Source organism: Corallococcus exercitus, assembly GCF_042231735.1.
In the GTDB taxonomy this organism is placed as follows: Bacteria; Myxococcota; Myxococcia; order Myxococcales; family Myxococcaceae; genus Corallococcus; species Corallococcus exercitus_B.
The window spans coordinates 2,767,760-2,794,357 of record NZ_CP102577.1; the positions used below are offsets into that span (position 1 = coordinate 2,767,760).

25 protein-coding genes are annotated in these 26,598 nt (G+C 70.3%); 13 read left to right on the plus strand and 12 right to left on the minus strand.

What is annotated here, in order from left to right; all coding sequences use genetic code 11:
* Position 1: 1 nt before the first annotated feature.
* Positions 2 to 859 (minus strand): DUF2911 domain-containing protein, encoded by an 858-nt coding sequence (locus NR792_RS10390; protein WP_375759902.1) that lies wholly within the window; start codon positions 857 to 859, stop codon positions 2 to 4.
* A 152-nt stretch (positions 860 to 1,011) separates the two neighbouring features.
* On the opposite strand from NR792_RS10390, the gene NR792_RS10395 reads away from it, so the two are divergent.
* Positions 1,012 to 2,652 (plus strand): DUF2339 domain-containing protein, encoded by a 1,641-nt coding sequence (locus tag NR792_RS10395; protein WP_375759903.1) that lies wholly within the window; start codon positions 1,012 to 1,014, stop codon positions 2,650 to 2,652.
* Positions 2,653 to 2,689: 37 nt separating this feature from the next.
* On the opposite strand, the gene NR792_RS10400 is transcribed toward NR792_RS10395, so the two are convergent.
* Together NR792_RS10400 and NR792_RS10405 are read right to left on the minus strand one after the other, a co-directional pair.
* Entirely contained in the window at positions 2,690 to 2,950 is a 261-nt protein-coding gene (locus tag NR792_RS10400) for a hypothetical protein (RefSeq protein WP_375759904.1), read from the minus strand.
* On the minus strand, positions 2,947 to 3,300 hold the full coding sequence (locus NR792_RS10405; protein ID WP_375759905.1) for a hypothetical protein: 354 nt from the start codon (positions 3,298 to 3,300) through the stop codon (positions 2,947 to 2,949). The genes NR792_RS10400 and NR792_RS10405 overlap by 4 nt, the downstream gene beginning before the upstream one ends.
* A gap of 87 nt (positions 3,301 to 3,387) precedes the next feature.
* Here NR792_RS10405 and NR792_RS10410 point away from each other — a divergent pair, with 87 nt between their 5' ends.
* Positions 3,388 to 4,260 carry an alpha/beta fold hydrolase gene (locus NR792_RS10410; RefSeq protein ID WP_375759906.1) on the plus strand — a complete coding sequence of 291 codons (873 nt, stop codon included), beginning with the start codon at positions 3,388 to 3,390 and terminating at the stop codon, positions 4,258 to 4,260.
* On the opposite strand, the gene NR792_RS10415 is transcribed toward NR792_RS10410, so the two are convergent.
* Entirely contained in the window at positions 4,233 to 5,417 is a 1,185-nt protein-coding gene (locus NR792_RS10415) for a DNRLRE domain-containing protein (RefSeq protein ID WP_375759907.1), read from the minus strand. The two genes, NR792_RS10410 and NR792_RS10415, sit on opposite strands and share 28 nt — an antisense overlap.
* 225 nt (positions 5,418 to 5,642) lie before the next feature.
* Between NR792_RS10415 and NR792_RS10420 the strand changes: the two genes are divergently transcribed.
* The 3 genes from NR792_RS10420 to NR792_RS10430 all read left to right on the plus strand — a co-directional run bounded on the left by NR792_RS10420 (position 5,643) and on the right by NR792_RS10430 (position 8,384).
* Complete coding sequence (locus NR792_RS10420) at positions 5,643 to 7,250, plus strand: patatin-like phospholipase family protein (RefSeq protein ID WP_375759908.1); 1,608 nt, start codon at positions 5,643 to 5,645, stop codon at positions 7,248 to 7,250.
* A 65-nt stretch (positions 7,251 to 7,315) separates the two neighbouring features.
* Entirely contained in the window at positions 7,316 to 7,717 is a 402-nt protein-coding gene (locus NR792_RS10425; RefSeq protein WP_375759909.1) for an MGMT family protein, read from the plus strand.
* Between the two features lie 121 nt (positions 7,718 to 7,838).
* Positions 7,839 to 8,384: a D-alanyl-D-alanine carboxypeptidase family protein gene (locus tag NR792_RS10430; RefSeq protein WP_375759910.1), complete on the plus strand. Its 546-nt coding sequence runs from the start codon at positions 7,839 to 7,841 to the stop codon at positions 8,382 to 8,384.
* 6 nt (positions 8,385 to 8,390) lie between these two features.
* On the opposite strand, the gene NR792_RS10435 is transcribed toward NR792_RS10430, so the two are convergent.
* Together NR792_RS10435 and NR792_RS10440 are read right to left on the minus strand one after the other, a co-directional pair.
* Positions 8,391 to 10,814 carry a PAS domain S-box protein gene (locus NR792_RS10435; RefSeq protein WP_375759911.1) on the minus strand — a complete coding sequence of 808 codons (2,424 nt, stop codon included), beginning with the start codon at positions 10,812 to 10,814 and terminating at the stop codon, positions 8,391 to 8,393.
* 161 nt (positions 10,815 to 10,975) lie between these two features.
* Entirely contained in the window at positions 10,976 to 12,184 is a 1,209-nt protein-coding gene (locus tag NR792_RS10440) for an extracellular solute-binding protein (protein ID WP_375759912.1), read from the minus strand.
* A 379-nt stretch (positions 12,185 to 12,563) separates the two neighbouring features.
* Here NR792_RS10440 and NR792_RS10445 point away from each other — a divergent pair, with 379 nt between their 5' ends.
* Positions 12,564 to 13,088, plus strand: coding sequence for a DUF421 domain-containing protein (locus NR792_RS10445; protein WP_375759913.1), 525 nt, complete (start codon positions 12,564 to 12,566; stop codon positions 13,086 to 13,088).
* A 51-nt stretch (positions 13,089 to 13,139) separates the two neighbouring features.
* Here NR792_RS10445 and NR792_RS10450 read toward each other — a convergent pair whose 3' ends face one another.
* Complete coding sequence (locus NR792_RS10450; RefSeq protein ID WP_375759914.1) at positions 13,140 to 14,132, minus strand: alpha/beta fold hydrolase; 993 nt, start codon at positions 14,130 to 14,132, stop codon at positions 13,140 to 13,142.
* A 116-nt stretch (positions 14,133 to 14,248) separates the two neighbouring features.
* Between NR792_RS10450 and NR792_RS10455 the strand changes: the two genes are divergently transcribed.
* The 4 genes from NR792_RS10455 to NR792_RS10470 all read left to right on the plus strand — a co-directional run bounded on the left by NR792_RS10455 (position 14,249) and on the right by NR792_RS10470 (position 19,874).
* Positions 14,249 to 15,172 carry a hypothetical protein gene (locus NR792_RS10455; RefSeq protein WP_375759915.1) on the plus strand — a complete coding sequence of 308 codons (924 nt, stop codon included), beginning with the start codon at positions 14,249 to 14,251 and terminating at the stop codon, positions 15,170 to 15,172.
* Between the two features lie 105 nt (positions 15,173 to 15,277).
* Positions 15,278 to 17,536, plus strand: a complete 2,259-nt coding sequence (locus NR792_RS10460; protein ID WP_375759916.1) for a DUF4139 domain-containing protein — start codon at positions 15,278 to 15,280, stop codon at positions 17,534 to 17,536.
* Positions 17,536 to 19,095, plus strand: coding sequence for a mucoidy inhibitor MuiA family protein (locus NR792_RS10465; RefSeq protein ID WP_375759917.1), 1,560 nt, complete (start codon positions 17,536 to 17,538; stop codon positions 19,093 to 19,095). Before NR792_RS10460 ends, NR792_RS10465 begins: the two co-directional genes overlap by 1 nt.
* A 14-nt stretch (positions 19,096 to 19,109) precedes the next feature.
* On the plus strand, positions 19,110 to 19,874 hold the full coding sequence (locus NR792_RS10470; RefSeq protein WP_375759918.1) for an alpha/beta fold hydrolase: 765 nt from the start codon (positions 19,110 to 19,112) through the stop codon (positions 19,872 to 19,874).
* Here NR792_RS10470 and NR792_RS10475 read toward each other — a convergent pair whose 3' ends face one another.
* The 3 genes from NR792_RS10475 to NR792_RS10485 all read right to left on the minus strand — a co-directional run bounded on the left by NR792_RS10475 (position 19,875) and on the right by NR792_RS10485 (position 22,510).
* Positions 19,875 to 20,402, minus strand: coding sequence for a hypothetical protein (locus NR792_RS10475; protein ID WP_375759919.1), 528 nt, complete (start codon positions 20,400 to 20,402; stop codon positions 19,875 to 19,877).
* Between the two features lie 68 nt (positions 20,403 to 20,470).
* Positions 20,471 to 21,631, minus strand: coding sequence for an FAD-dependent monooxygenase (locus tag NR792_RS10480; protein ID WP_375759920.1), 1,161 nt, complete (start codon positions 21,629 to 21,631; stop codon positions 20,471 to 20,473).
* Positions 21,632 to 21,661: 30 nt separating this feature from the next.
* Complete coding sequence (locus NR792_RS10485) at positions 21,662 to 22,510, minus strand: MBL fold metallo-hydrolase (protein WP_375759921.1); 849 nt, start codon at positions 22,508 to 22,510, stop codon at positions 21,662 to 21,664.
* A 38-nt stretch (positions 22,511 to 22,548) separates the two neighbouring features.
* Between NR792_RS10485 and NR792_RS10490 the strand changes: the two genes are divergently transcribed.
* Together NR792_RS10490 and NR792_RS10495 are read left to right on the plus strand one after the other, a co-directional pair.
* Positions 22,549 to 23,349, plus strand: coding sequence for a hypothetical protein (locus NR792_RS10490; protein WP_375759922.1), 801 nt, complete (start codon positions 22,549 to 22,551; stop codon positions 23,347 to 23,349).
* Between the two features lie 3 nt (positions 23,350 to 23,352).
* Entirely contained in the window at positions 23,353 to 24,246 is an 894-nt protein-coding gene (locus NR792_RS10495) for a type VI immunity family protein (protein WP_375759923.1), read from the plus strand.
* A 24-nt stretch (positions 24,247 to 24,270) separates the two neighbouring features.
* Here NR792_RS10495 and NR792_RS10500 read toward each other — a convergent pair whose 3' ends face one another.
* Positions 24,271 to 25,338, minus strand: a complete 1,068-nt coding sequence (locus tag NR792_RS10500) for an NADH:flavin oxidoreductase/NADH oxidase (RefSeq protein ID WP_375759924.1) — start codon at positions 25,336 to 25,338, stop codon at positions 24,271 to 24,273.
* Positions 25,335 to 25,961, minus strand: a complete 627-nt coding sequence (gene def / locus NR792_RS10505; protein ID WP_375759925.1) for a peptide deformylase — start codon at positions 25,959 to 25,961, stop codon at positions 25,335 to 25,337. Before def ends, NR792_RS10500 begins: the two co-directional genes overlap by 4 nt.
* Before the next feature lie 138 nt (positions 25,962 to 26,099).
* On the opposite strand from def, the gene NR792_RS10510 reads away from it, so the two are divergent.
* Entirely contained in the window at positions 26,100 to 26,597 is a 498-nt protein-coding gene (locus NR792_RS10510) for a hypothetical protein (protein ID WP_375759926.1), read from the plus strand.
* Position 26,598 lies beyond the last annotated feature (1 nt).

Sequence of the window (26,598 nt, forward strand, 5' to 3'; positions counted from 1 at the left end):
GCTACTTCTTGTTCTTCCACTCCGCCAGCGCCTTGGCGACCTGGTCACGGGCGAAGAAGTTCTTGTCCTTCTGCCCCAGGTCCCACGAGGTCTGCGCGGCCTTGCGGGCCTCGGCGTACTTGCCCATCTGCGACAGGACGTTCGCGCGAGTCCAGTGGGCGTACCAGGTGGGGTTGGCGGCCACGGCCGCGTCGGCGTGCTTCAGCGCGGCGGCAGGGTCCTTGCCGGTGCCCGCGAGGTAGGTGGCCGCGCTCGCGTGCATGCTGGCCGCGCTCTTCTCCGCCTGTTCGATGTTGGCCTTCACGAGGGCGGCGGTGTCCACCGTGATGGGCACGGAGACGCGCAGCTTCTCCCACTCCAGGTCCAGCCGCGTGCCGGCGTCCGTGGTGTCGGTGAAGAGGTACGTCAGGCGCTCGCGCGCCGGAATCTCCGTGGTGGTGGCGCTCACCGAGGCCACGTCCTTGGAGGCGTCATAGGCCGCGCCGCCCCGCCACAGGCCCAGGTCCGTGTTCAGCATCACCTTCCAGCCCTTCTGCGAGGGCAGGCTGACGATGGCGTAGGAACCGGCCGGGACGGCCTTGCCGCCGAAGGTGACAGGGTGGCTGAAGGTGATCTTGGTGGCCGCGTTGGCGCCGCTGCGCCACGCCTGGTCGTTGGGGACCAGCTCGCCCCAGATCTTCCGGCCCTTCACTGCGGGGCTGGAATATTCAACGGAGATTTCGGAGACCCCCACCTCCTGCGACACCTTCGCCGCGGGGCTGGGGGCCGGCAGTTTGAGCTGAGCCAGCGCGGGCATCGCCGACAGGGTGATGAGCGCGGAGGCCATACAGCCGAAAAGCGGGTTCTTCATCGTCTTCACTTCGTCCTTTCCGACCCCGGAAGGGTCGCAGAGCCGACGGAGTGTATAGACGAGGTCTCGCGCCGCCTCACCCTCCCAAATTGAAGGGACGCCGCGCCTGTGCTTGAAGAGTCCCCGGGCCGGGAAGCGCGTTGGTGCACGAGGGGAAGTCCATGTCGGACGAGGGTGAAGGGCAGGACCTGCGGGACACCGTGAAGCGGCTGGAGGCGACGGTCGCCGCCCTGGAGACGCGGCTCGCGAGCCTGGAAGCCCGGGAGGTGCCGCGCCCCGTGGCCACGCCCACGGTCCCCGTCGCGTCGCCCCCGGTGGCCGCCGCGCCCGAGCAGCGGGACCTGGAGGCGCATGTCGGCACCTACTGGCTGAGCCGCCTGGGCATCGTGGCGCTCATCATCGGCATCGCGTACCTCATCACCTACCACTTCGGGGAGCTGGGGGTGCTGGCGCGCGTGGGCGCGGGCTACCTGCTCAGCGCGGGGCTGGGCGCGTTCGGGTTGTGGCTGGCGCGGCGGCACCAGCTGTTCGGCCGCATCGTCTTCGGCGGGGGCCTGGCGCTCGCGTACTTCGTCACCTACGCGCTGCACTTCATCCCGGCGGTGCGGGTCATCGACAGCGAGGTGCTGGCGCTGGTGCTGCTGGCGGGGTTCGTGGTGGCCATCGTCACCATCGCGCACCGGATGCAGTCGGAGACGGTGGCCGGCATCGCGCTGTTCCTGGGGCTGCACACGGGGATGCTCAGCGACATCACCGCGTTCACGCTGCTGTCCACCACGCTGCTCGCGGCGGGCGCGCTGTTCTTCCTCGTGCGCAACCGCTGGGTCATCGTTCCTTTGTCCAGCCTGGTGGCCGTCTACAGCACGCACGTCGTCTGGGCGGTGCGCACGGGCCACATGGCCCCGGGAGCGCCCGAGAACGACCGGTTGTTGTTGAGCCTGGGCTTCCTCGCGCTCTACTTCCTGCTGTTCTCCGTGGCGCTGCTCGTCCGTCCGCGCGACCTGCCCGTGCGCGCGAGCCTCGCGTTCACGCTGCTCAACTGGGTGGGCCTGACGTCGCTGGGCGCGTACGAGGTCTCCCAGGAGCAGGACTCGGGCCTCTTCACGTTCCTGCTCGTCGTCGCGCTGGCGCATGGCGCGGGGGCGGCCGTGTCGCGGCTCCAGCGTGCACCCGCGGCGCTGACGCACGCATACCTCGCGCTGACCGCGGTGACGCTCGCGCTGGCCATGCCGGCGCGCTACGACGACGTCGCGCTGGTGGCGGCGTGGACGGTGACGGGGCTCGTGGCGGGGCTGGCCGCGCGGGGGGTGGAGTCCCCGGTGCTGCGCGGCGTGGGCGTGCTCATCCTCTACGTGGCGCTGGGCGCGTGTGAATGGGAGACGCCGGGACGGCTGGCGCTGCTCACCGGGCTGGTGGTGGCGTTCGTGCTGGTGGAGCGCGGTGGGACGGTGCGCGTCGCCGGCCTGCCGGAGCCCGAGGCCCGGACGCTCTTCACCGCCATCTGCGCGGTGGGCGCGGGGCTGTCCCTCGTCGCGCTGGTGGGCGCGCGGATGCCCGAGGGGCTCGTCACGCTGGGCTGGGTCATCGCCGCGTTCCTCCTCTTCGGCGTGGGCTTCGCGGTGCGCGAGCGCTGGTACCGGCTGGCCGCGCTGGCGGTGCTGGGGCTCGCGCTGGGCCGGCTGGTGCTGGTGGACGTGGCGAAGCTGCCGCCGGATCAACGCGTGCTCACGTTCATCCTGCTGGGCGTCATGCTGCTGCTCGTCTCATACACATACACCCGGCTGCGCGACCGGCGCGGGTGAGGACAGGCGCCCGCCCGCGCGGCGCCGGCCCCAGTCGTCAGTCCTGCTGCCGGTCGATGACCCGATACTCCTGCCGGTAGGCCTTGCCCCCACGCTCGAAGGTCTCCACCACGGTGAGGCCGTCCTCGGCGAGGAAGAGGCGATAGTTCTTGTCCGCCGTGGGCGAGCTCACCCCGTAGTTGCCAAAGGGAAGCTTGAAGACCACGCGCGGGGGGCGGTCCGGACAACAGGCCGTCAACAGCGAGGAGGCCAGGGCACTGGTCAGCATGCCCGCGAGCACGATGCCCAGCTTCCTCATGGCTGCCTCTGGAGGCTGAGGTTCCGGTAGAGCTCTCCCGTGCCTTCCGTCGGCGCGACCTCGAAGAGCATGGCCTTCGCGAAATCGCCGGTCGCGCCCTCCTCGGGCCGCACCGCCCCCACGTAGTAGGCGTTGCCAATGGGGCCCGGCCCCTGCGGGGGGATGATGGAGACGCCATCCGCGGTGGCCGACACGAGCCGCAGCCGGATGCTTTCGGCTTCATCGGCGAGCGGATCACACACATTCCCCTGGAGCTTCGCGCCCGCGAACAGGGGCCAGCCCAGCGCGAGTCCCGCGCAGAAGAGTGCCGCGGGGAGGACCTTGCGGCGATGCGACAAATGAATTGGCATGGGATGGGAGCCTGCTCCAACTCCCAAGCGATGCGCCAGCCACCCCGGGGCAGGTCAGCCTTGTGTCTCTTTGCGTCAGGAGCCTCCGTGAGTCACGCCGCCTACCGCCGACAGAGCACCTTGCACCGGGGCTGTACGCTGAGCTGGTTCGTGGAGGGCGACGGTCCTCCGGTGGTGATGATCCAGGGGGTGGGCATTGGCGCCACCGGCTGGCGCCCCCAGGTGGAGGGGCTGGCCTCCCGCTTCCGCTGCCTGTGTCTGGACAACCGGGGCTTCGGCGCCAGCCAGCCTCCGGGCGACGCGCTCACGGTGGAGCTGATGGCCGAGGACGTGCTCGCGCTGATGGACGCGCAGGGCTGGAAGAGCGCGCACGTCCTGGGGCACTCGCTGGGAGGGCTGGTGGCGCTGTACCTCGCGCACCGGGCCCGCGAGCGGGTGCGCAGCCTCGCGCTCCTGTGCACGTTCGCGACGGGCGCGGTGCCCACCCGGCTCACGCCGCGCATGCTGCTCATGGGCCTGCGCACGCAGGTGGGCACGCGGCGCATGCGGCGCCATGCCTTCCTCCGGATGGTGCTGGCGCCCCAGGAGCTGGCCCACGCCGACAAGGATGCGCTGGCGGAGCAGCTCGCGGAGCTGTTCGACCATGACCTCGCGGATCAGCCCCCGGTGGCGATGCGTCAGTTCCGCGCCATGGGGAACGCGGACGCCACGCCGTTCCTCCGGGGGCTGGCGGGCCTGCCGACCCTGGTCGTGAGCGCGACACACGACCCCATCGCGCCCCCCACCGCCGGGCAGGCCCTGGCGGTGGGAATCCCTGGCGCGCGCTTCGTGGAGCTCCCCAATGCCTCACATGGCGTCACACTCCGCTTCGCGGAACGTGTCAACGCGCTGCTACGGGAGCACCTGGACGCTGCGGAGGAACCCGTGCTTCGTCACGGAGGGCAGGGCCTGTCGAAGTAGAGCGTCAGCTTGGGCCAGTGGATGTCCGTCCCGAAGTAGGGCGAGTAGAACTCCACGCCGTCCGACGAGTCACTGCGCAGCCCGAGCTCTAGCCGGAATCCCGTGCCGTTGGTTCCCAACGTGCCCGTGCCGCCTCGCACCAGCCCCGTCACGTCCAGCTTCATGGTGGTGAAGGGCGGGACAGCGCCCAGCCCCGTGATGGGAGAGGGTTCCAGCTGGGGGCGCGTGTTCCAGGTGCGGCTCTCCGGCGTCCAGGTCCCCGGCACCACGTTGTGCAGGCTGGGGCCGTGCTGGGTGCCGTCATCACGCGAGCGCAGGCTCAGCACCGCGCGTTGGATGTGCCGTCCGCGCGGGTCGATGATGAAGCTCAAGAAGGTCTCACGCCCCACGTCCTTGTCCACCCACAACGACGTGCTGCGGGACAGGCGCGAGTCGGGCGAGGACTCGGACACGTGGAAGACCCGGTCCGGGAAGTTCACCTCGTAGCTCTCCACCATCGTGCCGGGGGTGCAGTTGGCGGGCTCCGTGTTGACGAAGAGCACGGGCCGCAGCTGCTCCAGGGTGCTGTTGCGCGACACGAAGCTCGCGCCATCCGTGGAACCCATTCCCACGCCGAAGCTGTAGACACCGTTTCCCTGCACCACCTCCGTGGCGTCCAGCTCCACCCAGGACTCGTCCTCCACCGGCAGCGGGGTGTTGAGCACCGGCCCGCCGTAATACAGGGGGCGGTTGTCCCAGGTGATGGTGGATTCGGTCCAGTCGTTGGAGACGGGCCATGCGGTCAGCGTGCTCTTGGAGCCGGTGGTCGCGTACAGGCGCAGCTTCGCGTTGTTCACCGGGGCGCCCAGTCCCACGAACTCGAAGCGCAGGAAGGACTCGGATGCGGGCGAGGAGTCCGCGCGCAGCCGCGTGGTGTCTCCGTAGTTCGTATGCTCCGAGCTCCCGTCCGTCCGCGCGTCGGCGCTCGCGATGGCGTAGTTCGTCAGGCCCGGCGTCAACGCGGAGGACTGCTGCCCCTCGGGCATGGGCGCCACCTCCTCGTCCGCGAGCTCCAGCTCGTCCAGGTCGACCGCCTCCTCCCCTTGCGGCCCACAACCGGTCCCCGCCAGCAGCAGCAGGCCCAGGCCCGCCGCGCTCCCCGCACACTTCAATGACATACGCACCCCCAGGATGTACCCGCGCGAAATGCATCCCGCGTGCCCATGAAACAACGTCTCACCCTGCCCCCCGGCCGGCGGTCACCGAGGCCCGAGGGGAAGCGCCAGTGCGTGATGGGACACTCCCGTACAACACCAGGGCACCCAGGCGACCCTGCGAGGGAACGGCGCGGGCGTCGGGGGCCATGGCCGTTGCCCGATCTCGCTTAAGCTCGTGGCACTCCCATGAGCCAAGACGCCCCCTCCCCTGTCTCGATGAAACACGGTCCGCTCGGGCCGCTCGCGCTGTCGCTGTCCGGCGGTGGTTATCGCGCGGCGGCGTTCCACCTGGGGACGCTGCGGTTCCTGGACACCGTTGGGCTCCTGTCGGATGTCGTGGGCCTGTCCACGGTGTCCGGAGGAACGCTCACGGGCCTGGCCTGGGTGGTGAGCCAGCTGGACGGCAAGCCGTTCAAGGCGTTTCACGAGACGTTCTCCGCGTACCTGCTGCGGACGAATGTGATTGCCGAGGCGCTGACCGGGCTGACCTCCAACCGCGACCACGGCAGCCATGCGTGGGCCAGCCTCATCCGGTCCGCCGCGGACGTGTATGCCCGACCCGACTTCCTCGGGGACCGGCGCTTCGGCGAGGTCCTGGATGCCAGCGGGCTCCAGCTCCAGGAGGCCATCTTCAACACCACCGAGTTCCACTCGGGCCTGGACTTCCGGTTCCGGCGCAGCAGCAACCCGCACACCATCCTCGGCAACAACGGCTGCCGGCTGCCGCGCCCCGTGGCGCAGCACGTGCGGCTGGCGGACGTCGCGGCCGCGTCGTCCTGCTTCCCGGGCGGCTTCGAGCCGCTCGTCTTCCCGCAGCAGTTCCACTGGCCCCAGGGCTACCCGCTCGACACCGCGTTGGGGGCGCTGGGGCCGAACTTCCAGAGCGGCCTGCCGCTGATGGACGGCGGCATCTACGACAACCAGGGCATCGACAGCCTGCTGCTCGCGTACAGCCGGGCGGAGTCCCCGCCCACGCTGCTCATCTCCGACGTCAGCGTCCAGAGCCCGCAGATGTACAACGTCCCCGAGAACCCGACGAAGCGCGGCTGGGTGACGCTCAACGGGGTCTCCTGGATGGCCTACGGCCTCTTCTTCCTCACCCTGCTCTCGGCCGCCATCCTGGCGTGGCGCGGTTTCGAGACCGCCCGCGAGGGCGCCTGGGAGCCCCGGGACTATTTCCTCTATCTGATTCCCGGCGTGCTGGCCGCGTCGGTGGCGACGGCGCTGGTCTGGGTCCGCGCCCGCCTGGAGGACGTCATGGCCCTGCTCAAGCGGCAGATGGACCTGGACGTCTGGCCGTCGTTCAAGAAGCTCACGGTGCTGGAGTTCGCGCAGATGCTGGTGCTCCGCGTGACGTCGATGCTGGCGCTGACGTCCCAGGTGTTCATGAAGCGGGTGCGCGGGCTCGTGTTCGGACAGGTGTATGGGGACTCGCGGTTCAAGGACCGGAGGGTCTCCAACCTCATCGGCGCGCTCACGGTGGACCGGCCCTACCTGTTCGCGAAGCACCCCTGGCTCAAGCCCGGCGCGCACCTGGTGTCCCTGGGCACGCAGGCCTGCCAGATGCCCACGACGCTCTGGTTCACGGACCCGGCTCAGTTCACGACGGTGGAGGGCGCCGGAGCCGCCACCGTCTGCTTCGTGCTCCTGCGTCACCTCGTGGAGCACCACGCCGGGCAGTACGAAGCCCCGGGCCAGCCGCTGAATGCCCTGTACGAGCGCCTGCGCCAGGAGTGGGCGGTGCTCAACCGGGCCGGCGCCCCGTCGCAGGAACGGCAGGCCGTGGCGGCCTAGCAGGTTCTGCGTGCATCAAGGGATGCCATGAGTAGGATTCGGGCAAGCCCCCGCCCGGAGACCCGATGGCATCCCCCACCGACACGCAGGACCCGTACGAGCGCATCTACGTCGTCTGCGAGCAGGTGCCCTCCGGACAGGTGGCCACCTACGGAGACATCGCCGCCATCGTCGGCGGGGGCTGTGATGCGCGCACCGTGGGGCACGCGATGGCGGCGCTGGGGTCGCGCGCGGCGACCGTGCCCTGGCAGCGGATCATCAACCGCACGGGAGGCATCAGCACCTCCGGCCACCGCCAGCGCGAGCTGCTGGAGGCCGAGGGCGTCGCCTTCGACGACGCGGGCCACGTGCGCATGGACGCGCACCATTGGAAGGGCCCGAGCGAGGCCTGGGCACGCGCCCACGGCTTCAGCGTGCTGCCGCCCAGGGACGCGCCCGCACCCGACGCGCAGCTCAAGCTCTTCTAGGGCTCACGGAGCGTCCGGGCGTCCGGGCACGAGCCGGAAGCGCTCGGCGGCTCGCCTGCTTTTCAGTGCGGAATAAAGGCGTCAGCCTTGTGTCCCCGCCCACTGCTTGGACCTCCGAAGAATGTCCTCTCCCCTGCTCCGCCGGGGCCTCGTGCTCCTGGTCTGTCTGCTGGCCCCTGTTGGGTTCGCGAAGGAAGTGAAGGTCCGCAAGGCCAAGGCGAAGGCGCCGCGGCTGGTGCGCATCCACAGCGGCCACCGGCTCCACCGCGACGCGGCCGCCGCCTTCGAGCGCATGGCGACGGAGGCGCGCACGGCGGGGCAGCCGTTGCTCGTGACGAGCGGGTGGCGTTCGTACCAGCAGCAGCGCTACCTCTGGCGCCGCTACCGCAAGGGGCTGGGGCCCCAGGCCGCGCGGCCGGGCCGCTCCAATCACAACCGTGGGCTCGCGGTGGACCTGGTCGTGGGCAGCGAGGAAGCGTCCCCCACGTATGACTGGCTCGCGGGCAACGCGTGCCGCTTCGGCTTCCGCCGCACCGTGGCGTCGGAGCCGTGGCACTGGGAGTACCGGCCCCAGAGCACCCCCGCGCCCCAGGACGGCATGGACTGCCTGGGCCGTCCCCTGAACGTGGAGCCCGCGCCCGCCGTGGTCCGCCAGGACGCGAGCTAGGCCCCGTCAGTGGGGCACGCGAAGCGGCAGCTCCACGATGAACTTCGCGCCGTGCCCCGGGGTGCTCTCCACGGAGATGGTTCCACCGTGCGCTTCGACCAGCTGGCGCGTGATGAAGAGGCCCAACCCGAGCCCTCCGTAGTTGCGGGAGGCGGCGCGCTCGAAGCGCTCGAAGATGCGGGCCTGCGCCTCCGGGGGGATGCCCATGCCGTGGTCCTCGACGACGAGCCGCGCTTGACCCTCGTGGTTCGTCACCTCCATCCGGATGGGCCGCCCCGCGCCATACTTCATCGCGTTGGTCAGCAGGTGGAGCATGACCTGCTCCATCCGCAGCCGGTCCCACGCCCCCTCGACCGGCTCCGGTGCCATCAGCTCGAACGCGCAGCCCACCTTCTGGAACTGCTCCGCGAGGTGGTCCGTCACGTCCCGTGCCAACGCGGCCAGGTCCAGCTCCTCCGGGCGCAAGGCGAGCCGCTTCTCGTTGATGCGCGAGACATCCAGCAGGTGCTCCGCCAGGTGTGAGAGCCGTTGGAGCTGGGACTGGAAGACCTCCAGCAACTTCGACACCTTCTCCACGGGCAGCGCGCGTGAAGCCGCGACGGCGGACTCCAGCTGCTGCACGCGCAGCCGCATGGAGGTGAGCGGGGTCTTCAGCTCGTGGGACGCAATGGACAGGAACTCATCCCGCGCGCGGATGGACTCCTGCGCCGAGCAGTAGAGCTGGGCATTGTCGATGGCGACGGCGGCCCGGCGGCCCAGCTCCTCCGTCAATGCCAGCTCCGCCGGCGTATACGTGCGCCCCGGCGCGGGAGAGACGAGGAACAGCACGCCCAGGGTGCGTCCTCGCGCCTGGAGCGGTACGCCCATCGAGGGCCGGCCCTGGAGCGTCCGCACCACCGCCCAGCGCTCCTCCTCCAGCGCCAACGGATCCAGCAGCCCCTTCGACGCTTCGGACGTCTCCGAGCTTCCCGTGGACAGGATCCGGGCTGGACCGTGAGGGGCCGCCGGGTCCGGTGGGTGGCGTTGGAGGAACGCCCTCACGCCCGCGGCGCGGTCCGGCGACCGGTCCGCCATCGCCACGGGCCGCAGGGGCTCCGTCTCCGTCCGCACGAAGACGACACACAGGTCCGCCAGCACGGGCACCGCCAGCTCGGCCACGCGCTGGAGCGTGGTTTCGTAGTCGAGCGACGTCACCAGCTCGCGGCTCGCCTCGGCCAGGAAGCGCTGGGAGATCTCCATCTGCTTGCGCTCGGTGATGTCGGTGGCGATGCCGCAGAGCGCGTAGACCGTTCCGGCGGCGTCCCGGAGCGGGAACTTCTGCGTGAGGTGGATGTGGATGCCATCGTCGTGCGCGAGCCGCTCCTCCCGCTCCACGGAGACGCCGGCCTTGAAGATGTCCCGGTTGGCCTGGTGCAGGGCCTCCGCGATGTCCTGGGGAAAGACGTCGAAGACGGTCCTCCCCGCGACATGTTCCCGGGTGCGGTGGAAGAGCCGCTCCCATTCACGGTTCACGAAGAGGAACCGCTCCTGTGTATCCAGCAGGAAGAACACCGTCGGCGCGTTGTCCAGGATGGCGCGCAGCCGCTTCTCGCTCTCCTGCAGCGCGTCCTCCGCCTGCTTCCGCTCGGTCACGTCGATGAGCACCGCGAGCGAGCGGAGCACCTTGCCGGATGCGTCCCGCTCCGCGATGGCGGAGAGGAGGACGTCGATGGGCTGCCCGTTCTTCTTCACCACCTGGTACGGCACGTTCCAGCAGGCCCCCGTCTTGAAGTACTCGGGGAGGATGACCTCGCGGGCGAACCGCCGGGACTCCGGCGTCAGGAAGTCCACGGAGTCATGTCCGAGCACTTCCGCGCGCTCATAGCCCAGGATGCTCAACCAGCGATCGCTGACGCTGATGAGCCGCCCGTTCGGGTCGATGGAGTGCATCATCACGGGCGTGTTGTTGTAGAGCGAGCGGTACTTCTCGCCGGCCTCGCGCACCGAGTCCTCGCTCTTCTTGTGGTCGGTGACGTCGCTGACGACGGAGACACCGCCGCGGATGATGCCGAGCTCGTCACGAACCGGGCTGGAGCTGACGTGCAGCCAGGTCCCCGCCGGCCTCGCCGCGTTGCGCACGAAGACCTCCTCGCGGCTGACGGTTTCGCCACGCAGGGCCCTGTTCATGGGCAGGCGCTCGGGCGGATAGAGCGTCACCTTGTCGGGCAGGTAGAGGCCGTAGTGCTCCGGCCACCGGCTGACGGGCTCGGCGGTGGGCCCCATGCCCAGGATGAGCTCCGCCTTCGGGTTCATGAACACGAGGTGCTGGTGGTCGTCCGCCACCATGAGCCCCTCGCCCATGCTGGCGAGGACGGCCTCCAGGAGGCGGCTCTGCCCTGGCGGCGTGGCGCTCGGGGGTGGATGCGCTGGGCTGTCGTGCAGGCGATCCATGGGACGCGTGACTGGAATGAACTCTTCCCTCTTCAACGATGGGGGCTCGCCAGCCCATGTGCCACACGTCGCCCTCCTCCCTCCGTGGCACGGGGAACCGACCCGGCGTGACGGGACACGCCGAGCCGCTTGCTGAGGGGAGGCCCCGTACGGTCATCCCCTCACTGGAGCGCTTCGAGCAGGGCTCCCTGGAGCGCCTTCCGGTTCTCGGGGAAGTGCTGGTTGGGATAGGGCCGTGCTCCACTGAGGATGGCTTCGTACTGCGGGTACATGGGGTCGGAGCGCGCGGGCTCCTGCTGATAGAAGGCGCGGCTGGCCTGGAGCAGGTAGCGGGGCCGGGTGCCCTCGGGGCCGTCCTTGCTGAAGGCGATGAGGCTGCGCGTCTCGGGGGCCTGCATGAACGACGTGAAGGTCCGGGCGTCCTCCGCGCACGTTCCGGTGCAGCTCGCGTTGAGCACCAGCGCATCCACGAAGACCGCCGGCGCCGAGCCCGCGCCCAGCGGAACCGAGACGACCTCCGGGAGCGGCATGGAGGGATTGGCCTTGAGGATGTAGAACAGGCGCTCGGTGTAGCCCATGAAGCCGTTGGCCTGCTCCGCGGCGAAGGCCTCTTCCGCCACCGAGTTGTCCGCGTAGGTGCCATCCAGGCACGGATTGACGCCCGCTTCGAGCGAGCAGCTGTCGACGACCTCCGCGAACGCCCCCACCGTCGGTGAGTCGAGCGGCAGGGAGATGGCGCGCGCGAGCGCATCCCCCGGATGCGTGTCCGACCAGGCATCCAGGTACGAGGCGGGCAGCGTCCAGCTTCCGTCGAGGTTCATCGCCAGCGGGCGCTTGCCGGGAGCCACCTCGCGGAGGATCCGCACGAGGGAAGCGCTGTCGGTGGCGGACCGGATGTTGGGGGTCCGCGAATAGACGACCTTGGTGCAAAGGTAGGTGGGCACGCCATAGTGCTGCCCGGAGATGCTGACGGCTTCCTCGGCCACGGGATGCGCGACGCCCGCCTCCAGCGCGACCGGTTGGATCCACCCCTTCGCCGCGAGCGAGCCGAGCAGCAGCGTGTCCACCTCCACCACCTGGGCGGCCCCCTCCTGCGCGCCCAGGAGCTGGTTCAGCGTTCCCCCTTCATCCAGGTCATAGACATCCAGGCTGGCGTCGAACACGACGTCCAGGTCGATGTCCGGATGGGCCCTCTCGAAGTCGGCCTCCAGCCGCTGCTCCAGGCTGGCGAAGCTGTCCCCCGCCGAGTCAGGGATGTATGGGAACAGGACCGCCTTCAGCGGACGCCTGGGGGTGGGATCGGGGTCGGATGACTCCGAGCAGGCGCTCAGGACCAGCACGACGGGGCAGAACAGGGCTCTCCAACGCATGGCGGGTGACCTCTCTTCGATGGACGCCCGCTGGCGCGCGGACGCCTCGGGGTTGGATGATGGTCCTGCGATGCGCGACTCCGGAAGGATGCTGGCGGTCCTGGTGCTCCTGCGGCGACGCCCGCCTGGGCCAGTGACATGTGCGGGATGGGTGGGTTCTTGATGCTCCCGCCTGTCTATCTGTGGCGGCTCCGCACGCGCCTGCCGTAGCACGAGGAAAGCAACACGTCGTCCCCAGCGGTGGAGCGCCAGGCCTCGAACAAGGCTCCATTCCTCCTGGACGCCGCTCCCATGCCTGCTCCCTGCGACGGGACATGCGACTCAATACGCTAAGAATTGGCCAGCAGGAGGACGGGCTCATCAAAGCGGGGGGTGGGACATGGCGGGCTGGACAGACCTCTTTCGTTTCAGCGTGCCGGTGGAAGAGAGCCTCCTGCGCGGCACGGTGATGTTCCTGGCGACCTACGCCATCGTGCGGGTCGCCGGTAAGCGGGAGGCTGGCGCGCACTCGCTCACCGATCTGCTCGTCGTCGTGCTCGTGGCGCAGGCCGCTGCGCCCGGCCTCGCGGGAAAGTCGGCGGGGACGCTCGACAGCCTGTTGGTGATCGCGACCATCTACGCCTGGAGCGTGGCGATTGACGCGTTGGCCTACCGGTGGCCGGCCCTCGCACCGCTGCTCAAGTCCCGGCCCGTGGCGCTGATTCGTGACGGGCGGATCAACCAGCGCGCGCTGCGCCGTGAGTTCATGGGTCGTGAGGAGCTGATGGCGGAACTGCGGATGCACGGGGTCACGGACGTGAAGGACGTAGCCCGCGCATACCTCGAGCCGAGCGGGATGATCAGCGTCATCCGCGCGGATCACAAGGAGCCCGACCCTCCAACAAAGTCGCACGTCGCGGGCTGATGTTCGGAGGGCGCACGGGCTGGATCAAAAGTGGCCGCGTCCTCGGCGGCTTCAACGCGCGAGGAACGCGCGCATCGCGGAGACGACCTCCGCCTGCCGCGTGAGCCAGAGGTAGTGCCCGGCGCCCTGGAGCGTCACGAGCTTCCAGTTCGGCAGGCTCTTGAGCAGCGCGTCCTGGGCAGCCTCGTGCTGGCGCAGCTCCGGCAGGAAGACCCGGGCCCGCTCGCGCAGGTCGGCGGGGACGTTCTCCGCCTGGGACAGGTACGCCACCCAGCCCGCGAAGGCCTGATCATCGGAGATGGCCAGCACGGGGCCTCGCAGCTTCGCGTAGTCCGGCAGGGCCGAGCCCCGAATGCACTGCTCCGTCGACTCGGGGAGCCGGTGGTAGCGCAGGTACGCGCCCGTGGCGGCGTCGAACTCATACGCCTGCTCAATCTCGTGCGGCGGGAACGGGCCGCCCAGGTCGCGCGCCAGCAGCGCCGTCACGGCCTCACGTGATGGCTGTCCATCAAGCACCGTGAAGGGCAGCGGCGGCAGCGGGCCGGGCTTCAGGAAGTGGGCGATCTCGCCCCGGTTGTCCGTGGCGTCCAGGAAGATGAGCGCCTCCACCCGCTCCGGATGGTTCAGGCCCATCCAGTTCAGCTCATCCCCCGCGAGCGAATGTCCCGCGAGCGTCGCCTTCTTCAGCCCCAGCCCGTCCAGCGCGGCCAGCACGTCGTGCCCCAGCGTCGCGCTGTCGTAGCCGGTCGCGGGCCAGCTCGACGCGCCGAAGCCGCGCCGCGTGAAGGCATAGACGTGGTGCGTGGCGATGAATTCCGGCGCCAGCACGTCGAAGACATGGCCCGTGCTCCCCAAGCCCGGCAGGAACACCAGCGCCGGCCCCTTCCCGCCGTAGTCGAGCACCTCCAGCTCCACCTCCGGCGCCACCTTCACCCGCCGCACCTGGTGCAGCGGATCCGCCGTGCCGCCCGGCGGCGGCGACGGAGTGGTGGCACACGCGGACAGCAACAGCACCCACGACAGACAGAGCCAGGACGTTCGCATGGGCGGCAACCTTCGCACGGCCCCTTGCGACAACGGAACAGCCTCAAGCCTGTGAATCATGCCAAGCCAGATTTAACAGTAATTTTCCATTCCTCGCTGAATCCCCCTGGAGACAGATGATGCGCTTCAACTGGATGACGTGGTCCCCTGCCCTGCGGGTGTCCGCGGGCCTGATGCTGGCCGCGTGCGGCGGCGCGGAGGTGGAGGCGCCCGCGCAGGACGTGTCTGCCATTGGCACGGTGGAGGGCGAGGCGAACTCCCCCATCTACGACCGGGCGCGCGCGTTCGCCGCCGCCAATCCCAAGCGTGACGGCGGTTCATGGAACCAGTGGTGCGGTTCGCTGATGGTGCGCTTCGGGCAGCTCCCGGACTCCGCCGTGCGCCCCACGGCCATCGAGGCGTATCGCGCGTCGCGCATCGTCTCCCTGGATGCGTCCAAGGCGCTGACGGGGGCCTTCCACTGGTGGGACATCGGGTCGGCGGGCCACGTGGGCGCGGACCTGAACGGTGGCGGCGGCACGGTGTTCATGGCCACGTACAACCTCTCCCAGTCCTGGGGCGATGCCATTGGCGTCAACAGCGTCTCCGGGTACTCGGCGAAGACGGGCGCGCGCTACCTGGGCTGGTCCATGGACTACGCGGGCGGGAGGATTGCTGGCGGTGGCCAGTCGCCGGGTGGCGGCTCCAGCAGCCTGCCGCAGACGACCACCGAGTTCGACGGCATCCCGGGTGAAATCTATTACAAGCGCATCCAGACCGTGGGCCAGCGCGACTACGGCTACACGGGCCCCATCGACGGCGTCACGGGCCCGAACACGGAGAAGCTCCGCGTGCGCATCACCGCGCGCGAGCTGAACCGGCGCGGCGGCCCGCGCACCTCCGCCGAGGACGACGGCATTCCTGGCTCCATCTACTGGACCCGCGTGCAGACCGTGGGGCGCGAGTTCGGCTACACCGGCCCCATCGACGGCCTCCCCGGCGCGAACACGTACAAGGCCGAGCACAAGATCTGCGCGTACGCCGTGAACCGCGCCTTCTGAGCGCGCACGGTGTCCCACGGCGCGGTGCGTGATCCGCGCCGTCACCGTCGCCATGGGCGGGGGCCTCGGGGTAGCGTGCGGCCCTCTCCGCGGAAGAGGGGGCCCATGCGCGTCGTACCGTCCGTCCTGGAATCCGTCACCGTTCACGCCGAGGGCGCGCTGTGCACCCGCGCCCTCGTGCTGTCACCCGAGAACGGGCACCTGCCCGGCCAGGTCCGCGTCGACGGCCTGCCCCTGGCGCTGCGCACGGGCTCGCTGCGCGCCCGGGTGGTGGAGGGGCCGTCGGGCCTCCTCGTCCGCGACCTCAAGCCCACGTTCGACGTGCGGCTGCCGCCGGAGTCGGAGCTGCCCGCGGAGCAGCACGCGCTTGAAGCGGCGGAGGCCGCGCTGTCGGCCGTGCACAGCCGGCTGGAGCGGGTGCGCTCCGAGCTCGCGGCGCTTCGCGGCCTGACGCCCACCTGGCCCGCCCAGCGCAAGGGCCACCCCCCGCGCGAAGCCCCGCTGACGGCGATGCTGTCGCTCACGGGCTTCGTGGACGCGGAGCTGGCGGAGCTGCAGGCCCAGGAGCTGGACCTGGAGCGGCGGCACCGCGACGCCACGAACGAGCTGGAGCTGCGCCGCCGACGCGTGCAGGAGCTGTCCTCCGCGCGCAGCGTGGACCGGGCCCAGCTGTTCCGCGCGGCGCTGCTGACGCTGTCCGGTCCCATCCCGGCGGACCGGGATGCACGGCTGGTGCTGGAGTACGCGGTGGCTGGCGCGCGCTGGGTGCCCACCTATGACCTGCGCCTGCCTCGCACGCTGGAGGAAGGCACGCTGCGCATGCGCGCCGCCGTCATCCAGCGGACCGGCGAGGACTGGACGGGGGTGCGGCTGGCCGTCTCCACCGCGAGCCTGGAGCGGCGCGCGGAGGTGCCGGAGCTGAAGTCGCTGCGCATCGGCCGCAGCCAGCCGCCGCCCGCGCGCTCGGGGTGGCGTGAACCCGCGCCGGGCCTGGAGGAGCTGTTCGCGGGCTACGACGCCCTGCACGGGGGTTCCCCGGCACCGGGGTTCCAGAAGCCCCCACCGCCCATGGCCCCGCAGTACGAGGAGCCCCTTCCGGAAGCGGATGAGGACGACTACGAGGAGCAGGAGTCCTACAAGGAGATGGCCACGTTCGGAGGCGCGCCAGGAGGTGCGCCTGGCGCGTCCCGCCCGCCTCCGCCGCCTGCCCCCATGGCGGCACCGAAGTCCTCGGGAGCCTTCCTCGGCGGTGCCCGGCCCTCTCCCAGCCGCAACATCACCGGAGCCATCCCCGCCGCGCCGCCGAGCATGTCCGCACCGGCGCCGGACCGGGGCGGTGGCGGCATGGAGCGCATGCGCAGCAAGAAGCGCGCGGTCATGGAGGTGGAGGAGAGCCTCGATGACGCCCCGATCAAGGACCTGCTGGGCGACGACGACGACGATGGCGACGCGCTTCGCCGTGCGGCGGGACTGGAGCCGGCGGACAGCCTGTTCGACTACGACTCGCTGACGCTGGCCTCCGCGGCCTCTCCGCGGCAGCGGGGCCGCCTGCGCCCCCGTCCCGCGCTCATGTCGCAGGCGATGCTGTCCATCACCTCCGTCAACGTGCAGGTGGAGGTCGTGCGCCTGGAGGCCCAGGCCTTCGTCTTCGCCGAGTCCGTGAACACCGTGGAGCCCCCCATCTGGTCGGTGCCGCCGCGCGACTCCGCCCGGTACTTCGACGCGCGCTTCGACGCGGAGGCCGTCGCGGACGTGCCGTCCGATGGCGCCTGGCACACCGTGCCCATGCTGACGGTGCCCCTGGAGTTCAAGGCCGAGTACGTGTGCGTGCCCTCGGTGGAGCCGCGCGTCTTCCGCACGGTGCGCCTGGACAACGCCTCGCCGCATCCGCTGCTCGCGGGGCCGGTGGACGTGACGCTCGGGGACGAGTTCCTGATGACGTCCCCGCTGCCCACGCTGGGGCCGGGTGAGACGCAGCGGCTGGGCCTGGGCGTGGAGGAGGCGCTCCAGGTGGCGCGCAACACCCGCTTCGAGGAGGCCACGGGCGGCATGTTCGGCAACAGCACCGTGCTCACGCACCACGTCTCCGTGGAGGTGGCGAACCACCTGTCGCGTCCCGCGAGCATCGCCATTTCCGAGCGCATTGGCGCGGTCCCCGAGTCCCAGAAGGACCTCAAGGTGGAGGAGGCGGAGGTGGTGCCGCCCTGGCAGAAGCCCACGCCCCTCCCGGGTGAAGAGGTGGTGGAGGGCGAGCGGGTGTGGCGCGTGACCGTCGCTGCTGGAGAGAAGCGTTCGATGAAGGCGACGTGGGTCGTGAAGCTGCCCGCCAGCAAGATGCTGAACGGCGGGAACCGGAGGACGTGATGCGCACTTCCATTCTGTTGCCCCTGGTCAAGGTGACGGTCCTGGAGGACCGGGCCCTCATCGAACGCAGCGGCGCGGTGCGGCTCCCCCCGGGCCCCTGCCGCCTCGTGGTGGACGGACTGCCGGCGGTGGCGGTGGACCGCTCGCTCCAGGCGAAGCTCACCGGCGGCGTGGTGACCCAGGCCAGCCTGCGCCGCACGATGCGCGCGGTGCTGCCGGAAGCGCTGCGTGAGCACCACTCGGAGCTGGCCAGACGCGCCTTCGAGCGCGAGCAGGTGCTGGCCCGCGCCCAGGCGGAGGTGCGGCGCCTGGAGGCGAAGCACGAGCTGCTGGAGACCGCGCGCCAGGACGTGCTGCGCGCCATCTCCGAGCGCACCGGCGCCGGAGAAGCCGATCCCGCGAAATGGAAGGAACAGCTCGCGACGGTGCGCAAGGAGCAGACCGCGGCGGACGATCAACTGCGGCAGGCCCGCCGCGACCTGGGACGCCTGGAGCGGCAGCACATCCAGGAGACCCGCGACGTGCTGGCGCGCACGGAAGCGCTGGAGCCCACCGTGGACGTGCGCGCGGAGCTGGACGTGAGCCACGCGGCGGGCGGTGAGACGACGTTGACGCTCAGCTACCTGGTGCCGTGCGCCGCGTGGCGGCCGGCCTACCGCGCGGTGCTGGGGCTCGCGGAGGCGGCGTCCTCGGTGACGTTGGAGTGCGAGGCCGTCGTCTGGCAGAACACCGGCGAGCCGTGGAAGGACGTGACGCTGGCCTTCTCCACGGCGCGGCCCACGCTGGGGGCCACGCCGCCCCGGCTCACGGAGGACTGGCTGACCCTGCGGGACAAGACGTCGCGCGAGAAGCAGGTGGTGGACGTCTCCCTCCGCGAGGAGTCGCTCCAGGAGACGGGCGAGGCCGGCACGCCGAAGGCCGCGGACGCGCTGCCCGGCATGGACGACGGCGGCGAGCCGGTGACGCTGTCCGCGCCGCACAAGGCCACGGTGCCGTCGGATGGCGAGGCCCACCGCGTGGCGCTGTTCTCCTTCACCGCGCCCGCCACGTCGGAGCTGGTGGCCTGTCCGGAGCAGTCCCCGCTGGTGCACCGGGTGGCGCGCTTCGACAACACGGGGCCGGCGGTGCTGCTCGCGGGGCCGGTGGACCTGGTGCGCGCCAACGGCTACGTGGGCCGCGCGCAGCTCAAGTTCGCGGGCCGGGGCGAGCGCGTGAAGCTGGGCTTCGGCAGCGAGGACTCGCTGCGCGTGTCGCGGCAGGAGGACGTGGGCGAGGAGGTCGCGCGCATCACCGGCCGGCGCACGCGCACGCAGAAGGTGAAGCTGTTCATCTCCAACATGGGCGCGAAGCCCGCGGCGCTCGCGTTGGAGGAGCGCATGCCGGTGTCGGAGGTGGAGGCGGTGGAGGTGACGATGCTCAAGGACGCCACGAAGCCCGCGCCCACGAAGGTGAGCGAAGAGGGCATCGTGCGCTTCGAGTTGAGCGTGCCGCCGCGCTCCCGTCAGACGGTGACCTTCGGCTTCACGGTGGCCCGCGGCGCGAAGGCCGCGGGCCTGTAGGGAACCCCCACGCCATGCCCTTCGCGACGAAGTCCGGCCGCCGCATCCACTACGAGGTCCAGGGCCACGGCCCTCCCCTGCTCCTCTTCCACGGCCTGCTCCAGCTGGGCTCGCACTGGTCGCTCAAGGGCTACGTGCCCGCGCTGACGGACGCGTACACGGTGGTGACGTTCGACTCGCTGGGGCATGGCCAGAGCGACACGCCGCACGACCTGGAGGCCTACGGGCTGCGGCACCGGGTGGAGGACGCGCTGTCGGTGCTGGACACGCTCTCCATCGACCGGGCGCACGCGTGGGGCTACTCGATGGGCGGCTGGACCGTGTGCGGCCTGGCGTCCTTCGCGCCGGAGCGGCTGGCGTCCTACGTGGTGGGCGGGTGGGACCCGGCGGTGGGTCTGCCCGTGGCCTACGCGGCGCTGGAGAAGCAGCTCCGGCCGGGGAAGGACGTGGACTGGTTCCAGGTGCTCCTCTTCGGCGCAAGGCGCGCGCCGGAGCTGGCGGAGGCCATCGACGCAGGGGACCTGGAGGCGCTGCGGCTGTGCCTGAAGGCCTGCGAGAAGTCGGCGGGCCTGGATGAGGCGCTGGTGCGGTCCGGACGGCCGGGGCTGCTGTACTGCGGCGCGATGGACCCGTATCACGACTCCATGAAGGCCGTGGCCGCGCGGGCCGGCGCGGCGTTCGCGACCATCGAGCACGCCGACCACGGCGGGGCCTGGGCGAAGGCACCCAAGGTGCTGCCCCACGTCCTGCCGTTCCTTGAGTCCGTCGCGCGGTCCTGATCAGTTCGCGGACTGGATGGCGATGACCCGGACGTCGAAGTTGGCGGCGTCCTTGCGGATGCCATGGAGCCACGCCTCGCCCTGGCCGAACATCACGCCCTGTTCGTTGACGAAGAGGTCCGCGTAACGCTGCCGGGTGATGACCTTGGCGATGGCCGGGGTGACGATGGCGTCGTAATGCCTCACGAACGCCGCGCCGTCGGGCAGCTTCACCCTCCTGCCGCCGATGTTCGCGGTGAAGGGGTACGCCACCAGGGCCGCGACCGCCTTCGCGTCGCGCGCGGCCACGGCCCTCTGGAACGACGCGAAGGTCTGCGCATACTTCGCGGGCTCACCGAGGACACCCTGGATGCGCGCGTTGACCGCGGCGATGTCTTCAGCGGTCCCGGCATCTGGAGGCACGGCGACGAGGTTGGGTGCGGCCGGCGGCGCGGTGGACCGTGGGGAAGCCCCTGGCGGATCCGTGCGTGGGCAGGCCGTCGAGGACACGAGGACGACGGCGGCAAGCCGCGGAGGTTTCGTCTGCATGGTCTTCCCCCCGCCAGGACCGACAACGTGATCCTGGCAACGTCAGACTTTACAGAACCCAATTCCTCTCAGCGCATACCCTGCACCAGGGTCTGAAGCTGACGTCTCGCGGCCGACTCCGGAACGCGCCGGATTAGTGCATCGCGGACAAAGCGAGCAGCCGTGTTCTCCCACTGGGCCATCTGTCCCATCTGGCGTGAACGCACGACGAACTCATTGGCACGCTTCACCCGGCGGGACTCGTAGACGCGCAGGGCCTCCTCCACGCTGCCCGGGGCCGCGAGGCACTCCCCGAGCACGACGCCGTCCTCGATGGCCTGGCAGCCGCCCTGCCCCAGGTTCGGGGTCATCGGATGCGCGGCGTCGCCCAGGAGCGTCACGCGCCCCTTGCTCCAGCGCCGCACCGGCGGACGGTCATGGATGTCCGTGCGCAGGACCCGCTCCGGCGACGTGGCCGCGATCATCTGCGCGATGGGCGCGTGCCATCCGGCGAAGCGCTCCTGGAGCACGGCGAGCGTCTGGCCCGGCGCGTCCTCCGACCCCTGCGGCGCATTCAGCGTTGCGTACCAGTACACCTCGCCATGGCCGATGGGCACGATGCCGAAGCGGGCCCCGGGCCCCCAGGTCTCCGTGAAGTGGCCGTCCTTCACCAGGTCCGGAGCCACGCAGATGCCACGCCAGCTGGTGTAGCCGGAGTAGCGCGTGGGCTGCGCGCCCAGCAGGCGGGCCCTCACGGCGGAGCGCAGGCCATCCGCGCCCACCAGGACGTCGCCGGAGACGGTGCCGCCATCGGACAACGACACCGTGACGCGGGCGCCGTCATCCTGGAAGTCCGTCACGGAGACGCCCAGCCGCACGGCCTCTTCCGGGCCCGCGTGGGCGCGAAGGACGGCCTGGAGGCGGGCGCGGTGGATGGACACCATCGGAGCATCCAGGTCCACCTGGAGCGAGCGCGCGTCGAAGCCGGTGATGCGAACTCCCGCCGGGTCGAGGATGAGGGTCTGCTCGGCGCGCTCGCCCTCCGCGACCACCGCGTCACACAGGCCGATGCGGCGCAGGGCGACCGAGGCGTTCATCTGCACGGTGATGCCCGCGCCCACCGGCCGCAGCGCATCCGCGCGTTCGAACACGGTGGCGCGGACTCCCGCGCGACGGAGGGCACAGGCCAGCGTGAGGCCTCCAATGCCGGCTCCAGCGATGAGGACGTGACGGGACGACGGGGACGTCATGGCGGCCTCCATACGGGCCGGCGCTGGCGTTCAACCGAACCAGCGGCCGGAGTCAGGAGCAAAGACTCGCACGCGTTCGAGCAGCGCCGCCGGCAGACGGGCCTGGAGCGTCGCGTGGACCTGCGCGGGGCTGTAAGCCTGACTGAAGTGCATCAGGACCAGGGCCTCGTTCTGGAAGCGGTCCGCCATGGAGGCGATCTCCTCCAGGTGGATGTGGGCGCGCTCCTGCGCGTCGCGGACGGTGCGCTCCGCGTCGATGAACGTGCATTCGAGGATGAGCACGCGGCTGTCGAACAGGGACGGCTGGCGCTCCAGCACGTTGGAGAGGGTGTCGGTGCAGTAGGCCAGCTCCAGGCGTTCGACCTCGTCGAACAGGGGCTCACCGGCCTGGCGACGGCGGCCGATTTCAGCGGGAGGCAGCTCGCGGTACTCGGGCTTGAGCTTCGCGACGCGGCGGAGGAACTGGTAGCCCAGCGATGGCACGGGATGGTGCGTGCGGAAGGCGCGGACCCACAGGTCCTGCTGCACCTTCACGGTGTCGCCGGGACGCAGGGGAACGGTGCGGATATCGGACTTCATCCGGTGCAGGCGCCCCAGGGCCGCGAGCGCCTCCTGCACGGGCGCTTCAATCTCCGCCGGCAGGTAGACGAACGGCGGCCCCTTCCCCACGAGCGCGCGGATGCCCAGGAGCGACCCCAGCGCGCTCGCATGGTCCGCATGCCCATGGCTGAGGAAGATGCGGTCGGTGGTGGCGAAGGAGCGGATGGGGATGCCCGCGTCGAGCAGCACCCCCAGCTCCGGTACCAGGAGCGACGTGTACACGCCGCCCACGGACACACCGCGCACGGTATAGGGTCCCGCCTGCACCTCGGTCAGCATGCACGGCAGCTTATGCGGACTCCGGGAGGAAGACGTCCATGCGGTTGAGCCTGCGGCGGACATGGCTTCTCGCGATCACGGTGCTGCTCCAGTCGTGTGGAGGCGCGCACCGGCGGATTCAGTACGACTTCGACAGCGCGACGAACTCCTGCAGGACCCAGCCCGCCTACTGCGCTCAGGCCGCGGGAGAGGAGGCGGTGATTCCCCGGGCCGTGCGGACGTTCGCGACAGCGGGAGGCTCCGCGGCGGCGGCCGTGAAGCTCCTGGATGCCGCGCTGAAGCAGCAGGTGAAAAAGGCGCTGGAGGAGTGCGCGGACAAGGCGCGAGCAGCGGTCATCCTCGCGAACTTCGGGACCCGAAGCCCGACGCCGCAGGAGTGCAAGGAGGAGGTCCGCGACGCACAGGGCCGGACCATCACCCGAGCCATCAAGCTCGGAAACGAGATGCACCGGGTCGCCTTGCAGTGCGCCATGGAGAAGCTGAACGAACTCCGTCCGGGTGGTTTCAGTCTTGAGCCCACGTATCTGTATGACCTGTCCAGTGGGAAGACAACCTGGCTATCACCCGCCGAAGTGGCTCGCATCCGGCAGCGTGGCAGCCTGGGAGAATTGAAGGGGTCTCTTGTTCCCGACGTGGTCCTTCACTCGGGTGACCCGGCGTGGGTTCAAGATGTTTATGACTTCAAGTTCCCCTGTACGGATATCGACAAACGGCCACGTTGGCGAAAATACCCACCGGGACATCCCTATGACGGCTTGACCCAGAATGAGGTCTACCGCCAGGCGTTCGGCCTGAGAGAGGTCCTTCAAGTGAATCCCTATCTCGGAGCTGGACTGTAAGTCATGAGCCACTCACCACTTCAGATGACGCGTCGAGGTCGAATCGTCACGCAGGTCGGCTTGAGCCTTTGTTTTTACCTTCCCAAACCCACGTTGGACGTCAATCAGGCGGTTTCTGAATCACTGCAGACGTACCTTCACGCCATCTCGCCCCAGCCGTTCACGCACTACTCGGATGACGAGGGTGAATGGCAGGAGCTGGACGCAGCCGGCTGGGCTGTGATTCACGAGAATTTACAACAGCCGCTCAGATCAATCGTCTTGCTCACCAACGACACCGCCTATCCCAACGGATACGAGTTTCATTACGACGGCAAGGACATCCATGCCCCCATCTTCCGTCGCGACCCAGGTCCCGTGAGCGCGGTTCGATTTGTTCTTCCGCTGTCATGGATGAGCACCCACGGACCCGACAGCGTCCGGAAGCTGGCGCTGGCCCTGGCGGCACCGCTGCCATTCAGCTCAGGACACGCGGGACTGGCCGTCACCGGCTTCCTCGGTGTGGGCTCGGTCACATCGGAGCTGGTTCCCCAATTGGTCCAGTACCCCGGTGTCGACCTCATGGAGCTGGATCTGGTCTCCTCGGCGATCGGCACCCGCCTGCGCGTCCCGCACTGGATGACGTTCATCGGCGAGCCTTCGCTGGGCGCCATGGGAGGCGTGGACTTCCTGCGCTCCCAGCTCCACACGCCGGGCACCACCGTGGAAGCCCTCGACGCGTCCCGGGCGGTCGTCACCCTGGGCCCTGAACCGCTCGCCGGCGGTCCGGACCAGCCGCTTCTGGCCTACCGGGAGCTGGCCCGTGTCCTGGAGCCCTGGGCCTTCCACGCCACCCAGCGTCCCGCGGACTTTCCCGACGACGACTTCTTCCCGTGGGACCGCCGGTTCCTCGACTGAACCGGCGTCCCTTCCGGGCGCGGTTCAGTTCTTCGCGCGCTCGTACTGGTGTGGCCACAACACGTCCGAGCGCAGCTCCTTCGCGGCGCGCAGCGGCCAGTACGGATCCCTCAGCAGCTCCCGCGCGATGATGACCAGGTCCGCCTGCCCCGTGGCCAGGATGTGCTCGGCCTGGAACGCGGAGCGGATCATCCCCACCGCGCCCGTCAGCACGCCCGCCTCCTTGCGCACCTTCTCCGCCAGGTGCGTCTGGTAGCCCGGCCCCACCGGGATCTTCGCGGACGGCACCACGCCGCCCGACGAGCAGTCGATGAGGTCCACGCCCTCCTTCGCCACCAGCCTGGCCAGCGCCACGGAGTCCTCCGGCGTCCAGCCTCCGTCCACCCAGTCCGTCGCGGAGATGCGCATGAACAGCGGCAGCGACTCCGGCCACTTCGCCCGCACCGCGCGCGTCACCTCCAGCGCGAAGCGCGTCCGGTTCTCGAACGTGCCGCCGTACCTGTCCGTCCGCTTGTTCGACAGCGGAGACAGGAACTCGTGCAGCAGGTAGCCGTGCGCCGCGTGCAGCTCGATGACCTGGAAGCCCGCCGCCTTCGCCCGCACCGCCGAGTCCGCGAACGCCTTCACGATGCGCTGGATGCCCGCCTCGTCCAGCGCCACCGGCACGGGATAGCCCTCCTCGAAGGCCTCCGTCGTCGGCCCCAGCACCGTCCAGCCGCCATGCTCCGGCTCCACGCGCTTGCCCGCGTCCCATGGGCGGGGCGTGGAGGCCTTGCGTCCCGCGTGCGCCAGCTGGACGCCTGACGCGGCCCCGTTCTGGTGCATGAAGCGGTTGATGCGCGCCAACTGCTCCACGTGCGCGTCCTTCCACAGCCCCAGGTCCTGCGGCGAGATGCGGCCCTCCGGCTCCACCGCCGTCGCCTCCGTCAACACCAGCCCCGCGCCCCCCACCGCGCGGCTGCCCAGGTGCACCACGTGCCACTCGTTCGCGAAGCCGTCCTCGCTCGAGTACATGCACATGGGCGAGACCACCACGCGGTTGCGCATGGTGATGTCCCGCAGCTTCAGGGGGGTGAACAGCTTGCTGCTCATGTCGGATCCTTTCGGGGAATCGAAGGCGTCTCTTCCGGCAGCCCCAGCGCCGCGCGCACCTGGGCCGTGCTCTTGCCCAGCCAGTGCCGCCGGTGGTTCTCCTGCGTCGACAGGCTGCGCGTCTCCATGCGGTCCACGTAGAGCGTGCCGTCCAGGTGATCCAGCTCGTGCTGGAGGATGCGCGCGTACCAGCCCCGCGCGGACACCGTCACCGGCTGCCCGTTCTCATCCAGCGCCTCCACGCGCACCCCGCGCGCCCGGGCCACCAGCGCCGCGAAGCCGTTCACGCTCAGGCAGCCCTCGTGGAACTCCATCGGCGTGGAGTCCTCCACCACCAGCTTCGGGTTGATCAGCACGTGGAAGGCCACCGGCGCCCGCTCCCGCAGCGCCAGGTCCGCGGGCGAAGCGCCGGCCTGGTACTCCGCCCGGTCCTCGATGACCACCAGCCGCAGGCCCACGCCCACCTGCGGCGCCGCGAGCCCCACGCCGGGCGCGTCGCGCATCGTGTCGCGCATCAACTGGATGAGCTGCCGCGTCTGCTCGCTGCCGATTTCTTCCGGGGTCAGCTCGCGTGCGCGCTGACGCAGCACCGGTTCCCCCGCCTGGACGATCTTGAGCACCATGGTGGCCCCACCGTAGCAACCGCTCTCCCGCCGCGCCGCATCGCCGTGGGGACGGCATGGGCCCGGCCGCCCGGCTCCCCACGGAGGGGGCAGCCCCTGGCGTGAGGGGGTGCCACTGACGGTAGGCTGCGTCGCACCATGGCTCGCCGCAAGAAGGCCGACGAAACCACCGCGCGCGTGCGCAACCTGCTCGCCCTCGACGCCGCCGGCATCATGCGCCGGCTGGCCGCACGCCGGGAGGAGATGTTCCTCCTCTTCTCCCGCCTGCGCAGCCGCGACCCGCTGGTGGAGACGGTGGCCTCACGCTACGCGGACGGCGCCTTCGCCCAGCTCATCCACCTCTCCGAACAGGAGCAGGCGGTGGTGGACCACTTCTACGGACGCCTGGACGAGCTGCGCTGGTACTTCACGTACACCGAGGACATGCCCGGCACGGCGCACCAGACCTTCAGCGCGCTGCACCGCCGCCTGGAGGAGAGCTACCGCCTGTTCGTGGAGACGCTGGGCCTGCCCGTCCAGCCCGACGGCGTGCGCGTGGTGAACGCGGAGGCCGTCCGCCAGGAGGACACGGCCGCGGAAGCAACGCCCGTGGCGCTCGCCCCGCTGCCCCGCCGCCGCCGCGCGCCGCCCGCCTGAC

Excerpts from the sequence above, each read along its gene's own strand:
- NR792_RS10400 (WP_375759904.1), bottom strand. The coding sequence starts at position 2,950 with ATGAGGAAGCTGGGCATCGTGCTCGCGGGCATGCTGACCAGTGCCCTG.
- NR792_RS10415 (WP_375759907.1), bottom strand. The coding sequence starts at position 5,417 with ATGTCATTGAAGTGTGCGGGGAGCGCGGCGGGCCTGGGCCTGCTGCTG.
- NR792_RS10480 (WP_375759920.1), bottom strand. The coding sequence starts at position 21,631 with ATGACGTCCCCGTCGTCCCGTCACGTCCTCATCGCTGGAGCCGGCATT.
- NR792_RS10495 (WP_375759923.1), top strand. The coding sequence starts at position 23,353 with ATGAGCCACTCACCACTTCAGATGACGCGTCGAGGTCGAATCGTCACG.
- NR792_RS10405 (WP_375759905.1), bottom strand. The coding sequence starts at position 3,300 with ATGCCAATTCATTTGTCGCATCGCCGCAAGGTCCTCCCCGCGGCACTC.
- NR792_RS10465 (WP_375759917.1), top strand. The coding sequence starts at position 17,536 with ATGCGCACTTCCATTCTGTTGCCCCTGGTCAAGGTGACGGTCCTGGAG.
- NR792_RS10510 (WP_375759926.1), top strand. The coding sequence starts at position 26,100 with ATGGCTCGCCGCAAGAAGGCCGACGAAACCACCGCGCGCGTGCGCAAC.
- NR792_RS10445 (WP_375759913.1), top strand. The coding sequence starts at position 12,564 with ATGGCGGGCTGGACAGACCTCTTTCGTTTCAGCGTGCCGGTGGAAGAG.
- NR792_RS10455 (WP_375759915.1), top strand. The coding sequence starts at position 14,249 with ATGATGCGCTTCAACTGGATGACGTGGTCCCCTGCCCTGCGGGTGTCC.
- NR792_RS10450 (WP_375759914.1), bottom strand. The coding sequence starts at position 14,132 with ATGCGAACGTCCTGGCTCTGTCTGTCGTGGGTGCTGTTGCTGTCCGCG.
- NR792_RS10490 (WP_375759922.1), top strand. The coding sequence starts at position 22,549 with ATGCGGTTGAGCCTGCGGCGGACATGGCTTCTCGCGATCACGGTGCTG.
- NR792_RS10440 (WP_375759912.1), bottom strand. The coding sequence starts at position 12,184 with ATGCGTTGGAGAGCCCTGTTCTGCCCCGTCGTGCTGGTCCTGAGCGCC.
- NR792_RS10435 (WP_375759911.1), bottom strand. The coding sequence starts at position 10,814 with ATGGATCGCCTGCACGACAGCCCAGCGCATCCACCCCCGAGCGCCACG.
- NR792_RS10395 (WP_375759903.1), top strand. The coding sequence starts at position 1,012 with ATGTCGGACGAGGGTGAAGGGCAGGACCTGCGGGACACCGTGAAGCGG.
- NR792_RS10470 (WP_375759918.1), top strand. The coding sequence starts at position 19,110 with ATGCCCTTCGCGACGAAGTCCGGCCGCCGCATCCACTACGAGGTCCAG.
- NR792_RS10420 (WP_375759908.1), top strand. The coding sequence starts at position 5,643 with ATGAGCCAAGACGCCCCCTCCCCTGTCTCGATGAAACACGGTCCGCTC.
- NR792_RS10460 (WP_375759916.1), top strand. The coding sequence starts at position 15,278 with ATGCGCGTCGTACCGTCCGTCCTGGAATCCGTCACCGTTCACGCCGAG.
- NR792_RS10500 (WP_375759924.1), bottom strand. The coding sequence starts at position 25,338 with ATGAGCAGCAAGCTGTTCACCCCCCTGAAGCTGCGGGACATCACCATG.
- NR792_RS10475 (WP_375759919.1), bottom strand. The coding sequence starts at position 20,402 with ATGCAGACGAAACCTCCGCGGCTTGCCGCCGTCGTCCTCGTGTCCTCG.
- def (WP_375759925.1), bottom strand. The coding sequence starts at position 25,961 with ATGGTGCTCAAGATCGTCCAGGCGGGGGAACCGGTGCTGCGTCAGCGC.
- NR792_RS10425 (WP_375759909.1), top strand. The coding sequence starts at position 7,316 with ATGGCATCCCCCACCGACACGCAGGACCCGTACGAGCGCATCTACGTC.
- NR792_RS10485 (WP_375759921.1), bottom strand. The coding sequence starts at position 22,510 with ATGCTGACCGAGGTGCAGGCGGGACCCTATACCGTGCGCGGTGTGTCC.
- NR792_RS10430 (WP_375759910.1), top strand. The coding sequence starts at position 7,839 with ATGTCCTCTCCCCTGCTCCGCCGGGGCCTCGTGCTCCTGGTCTGTCTG.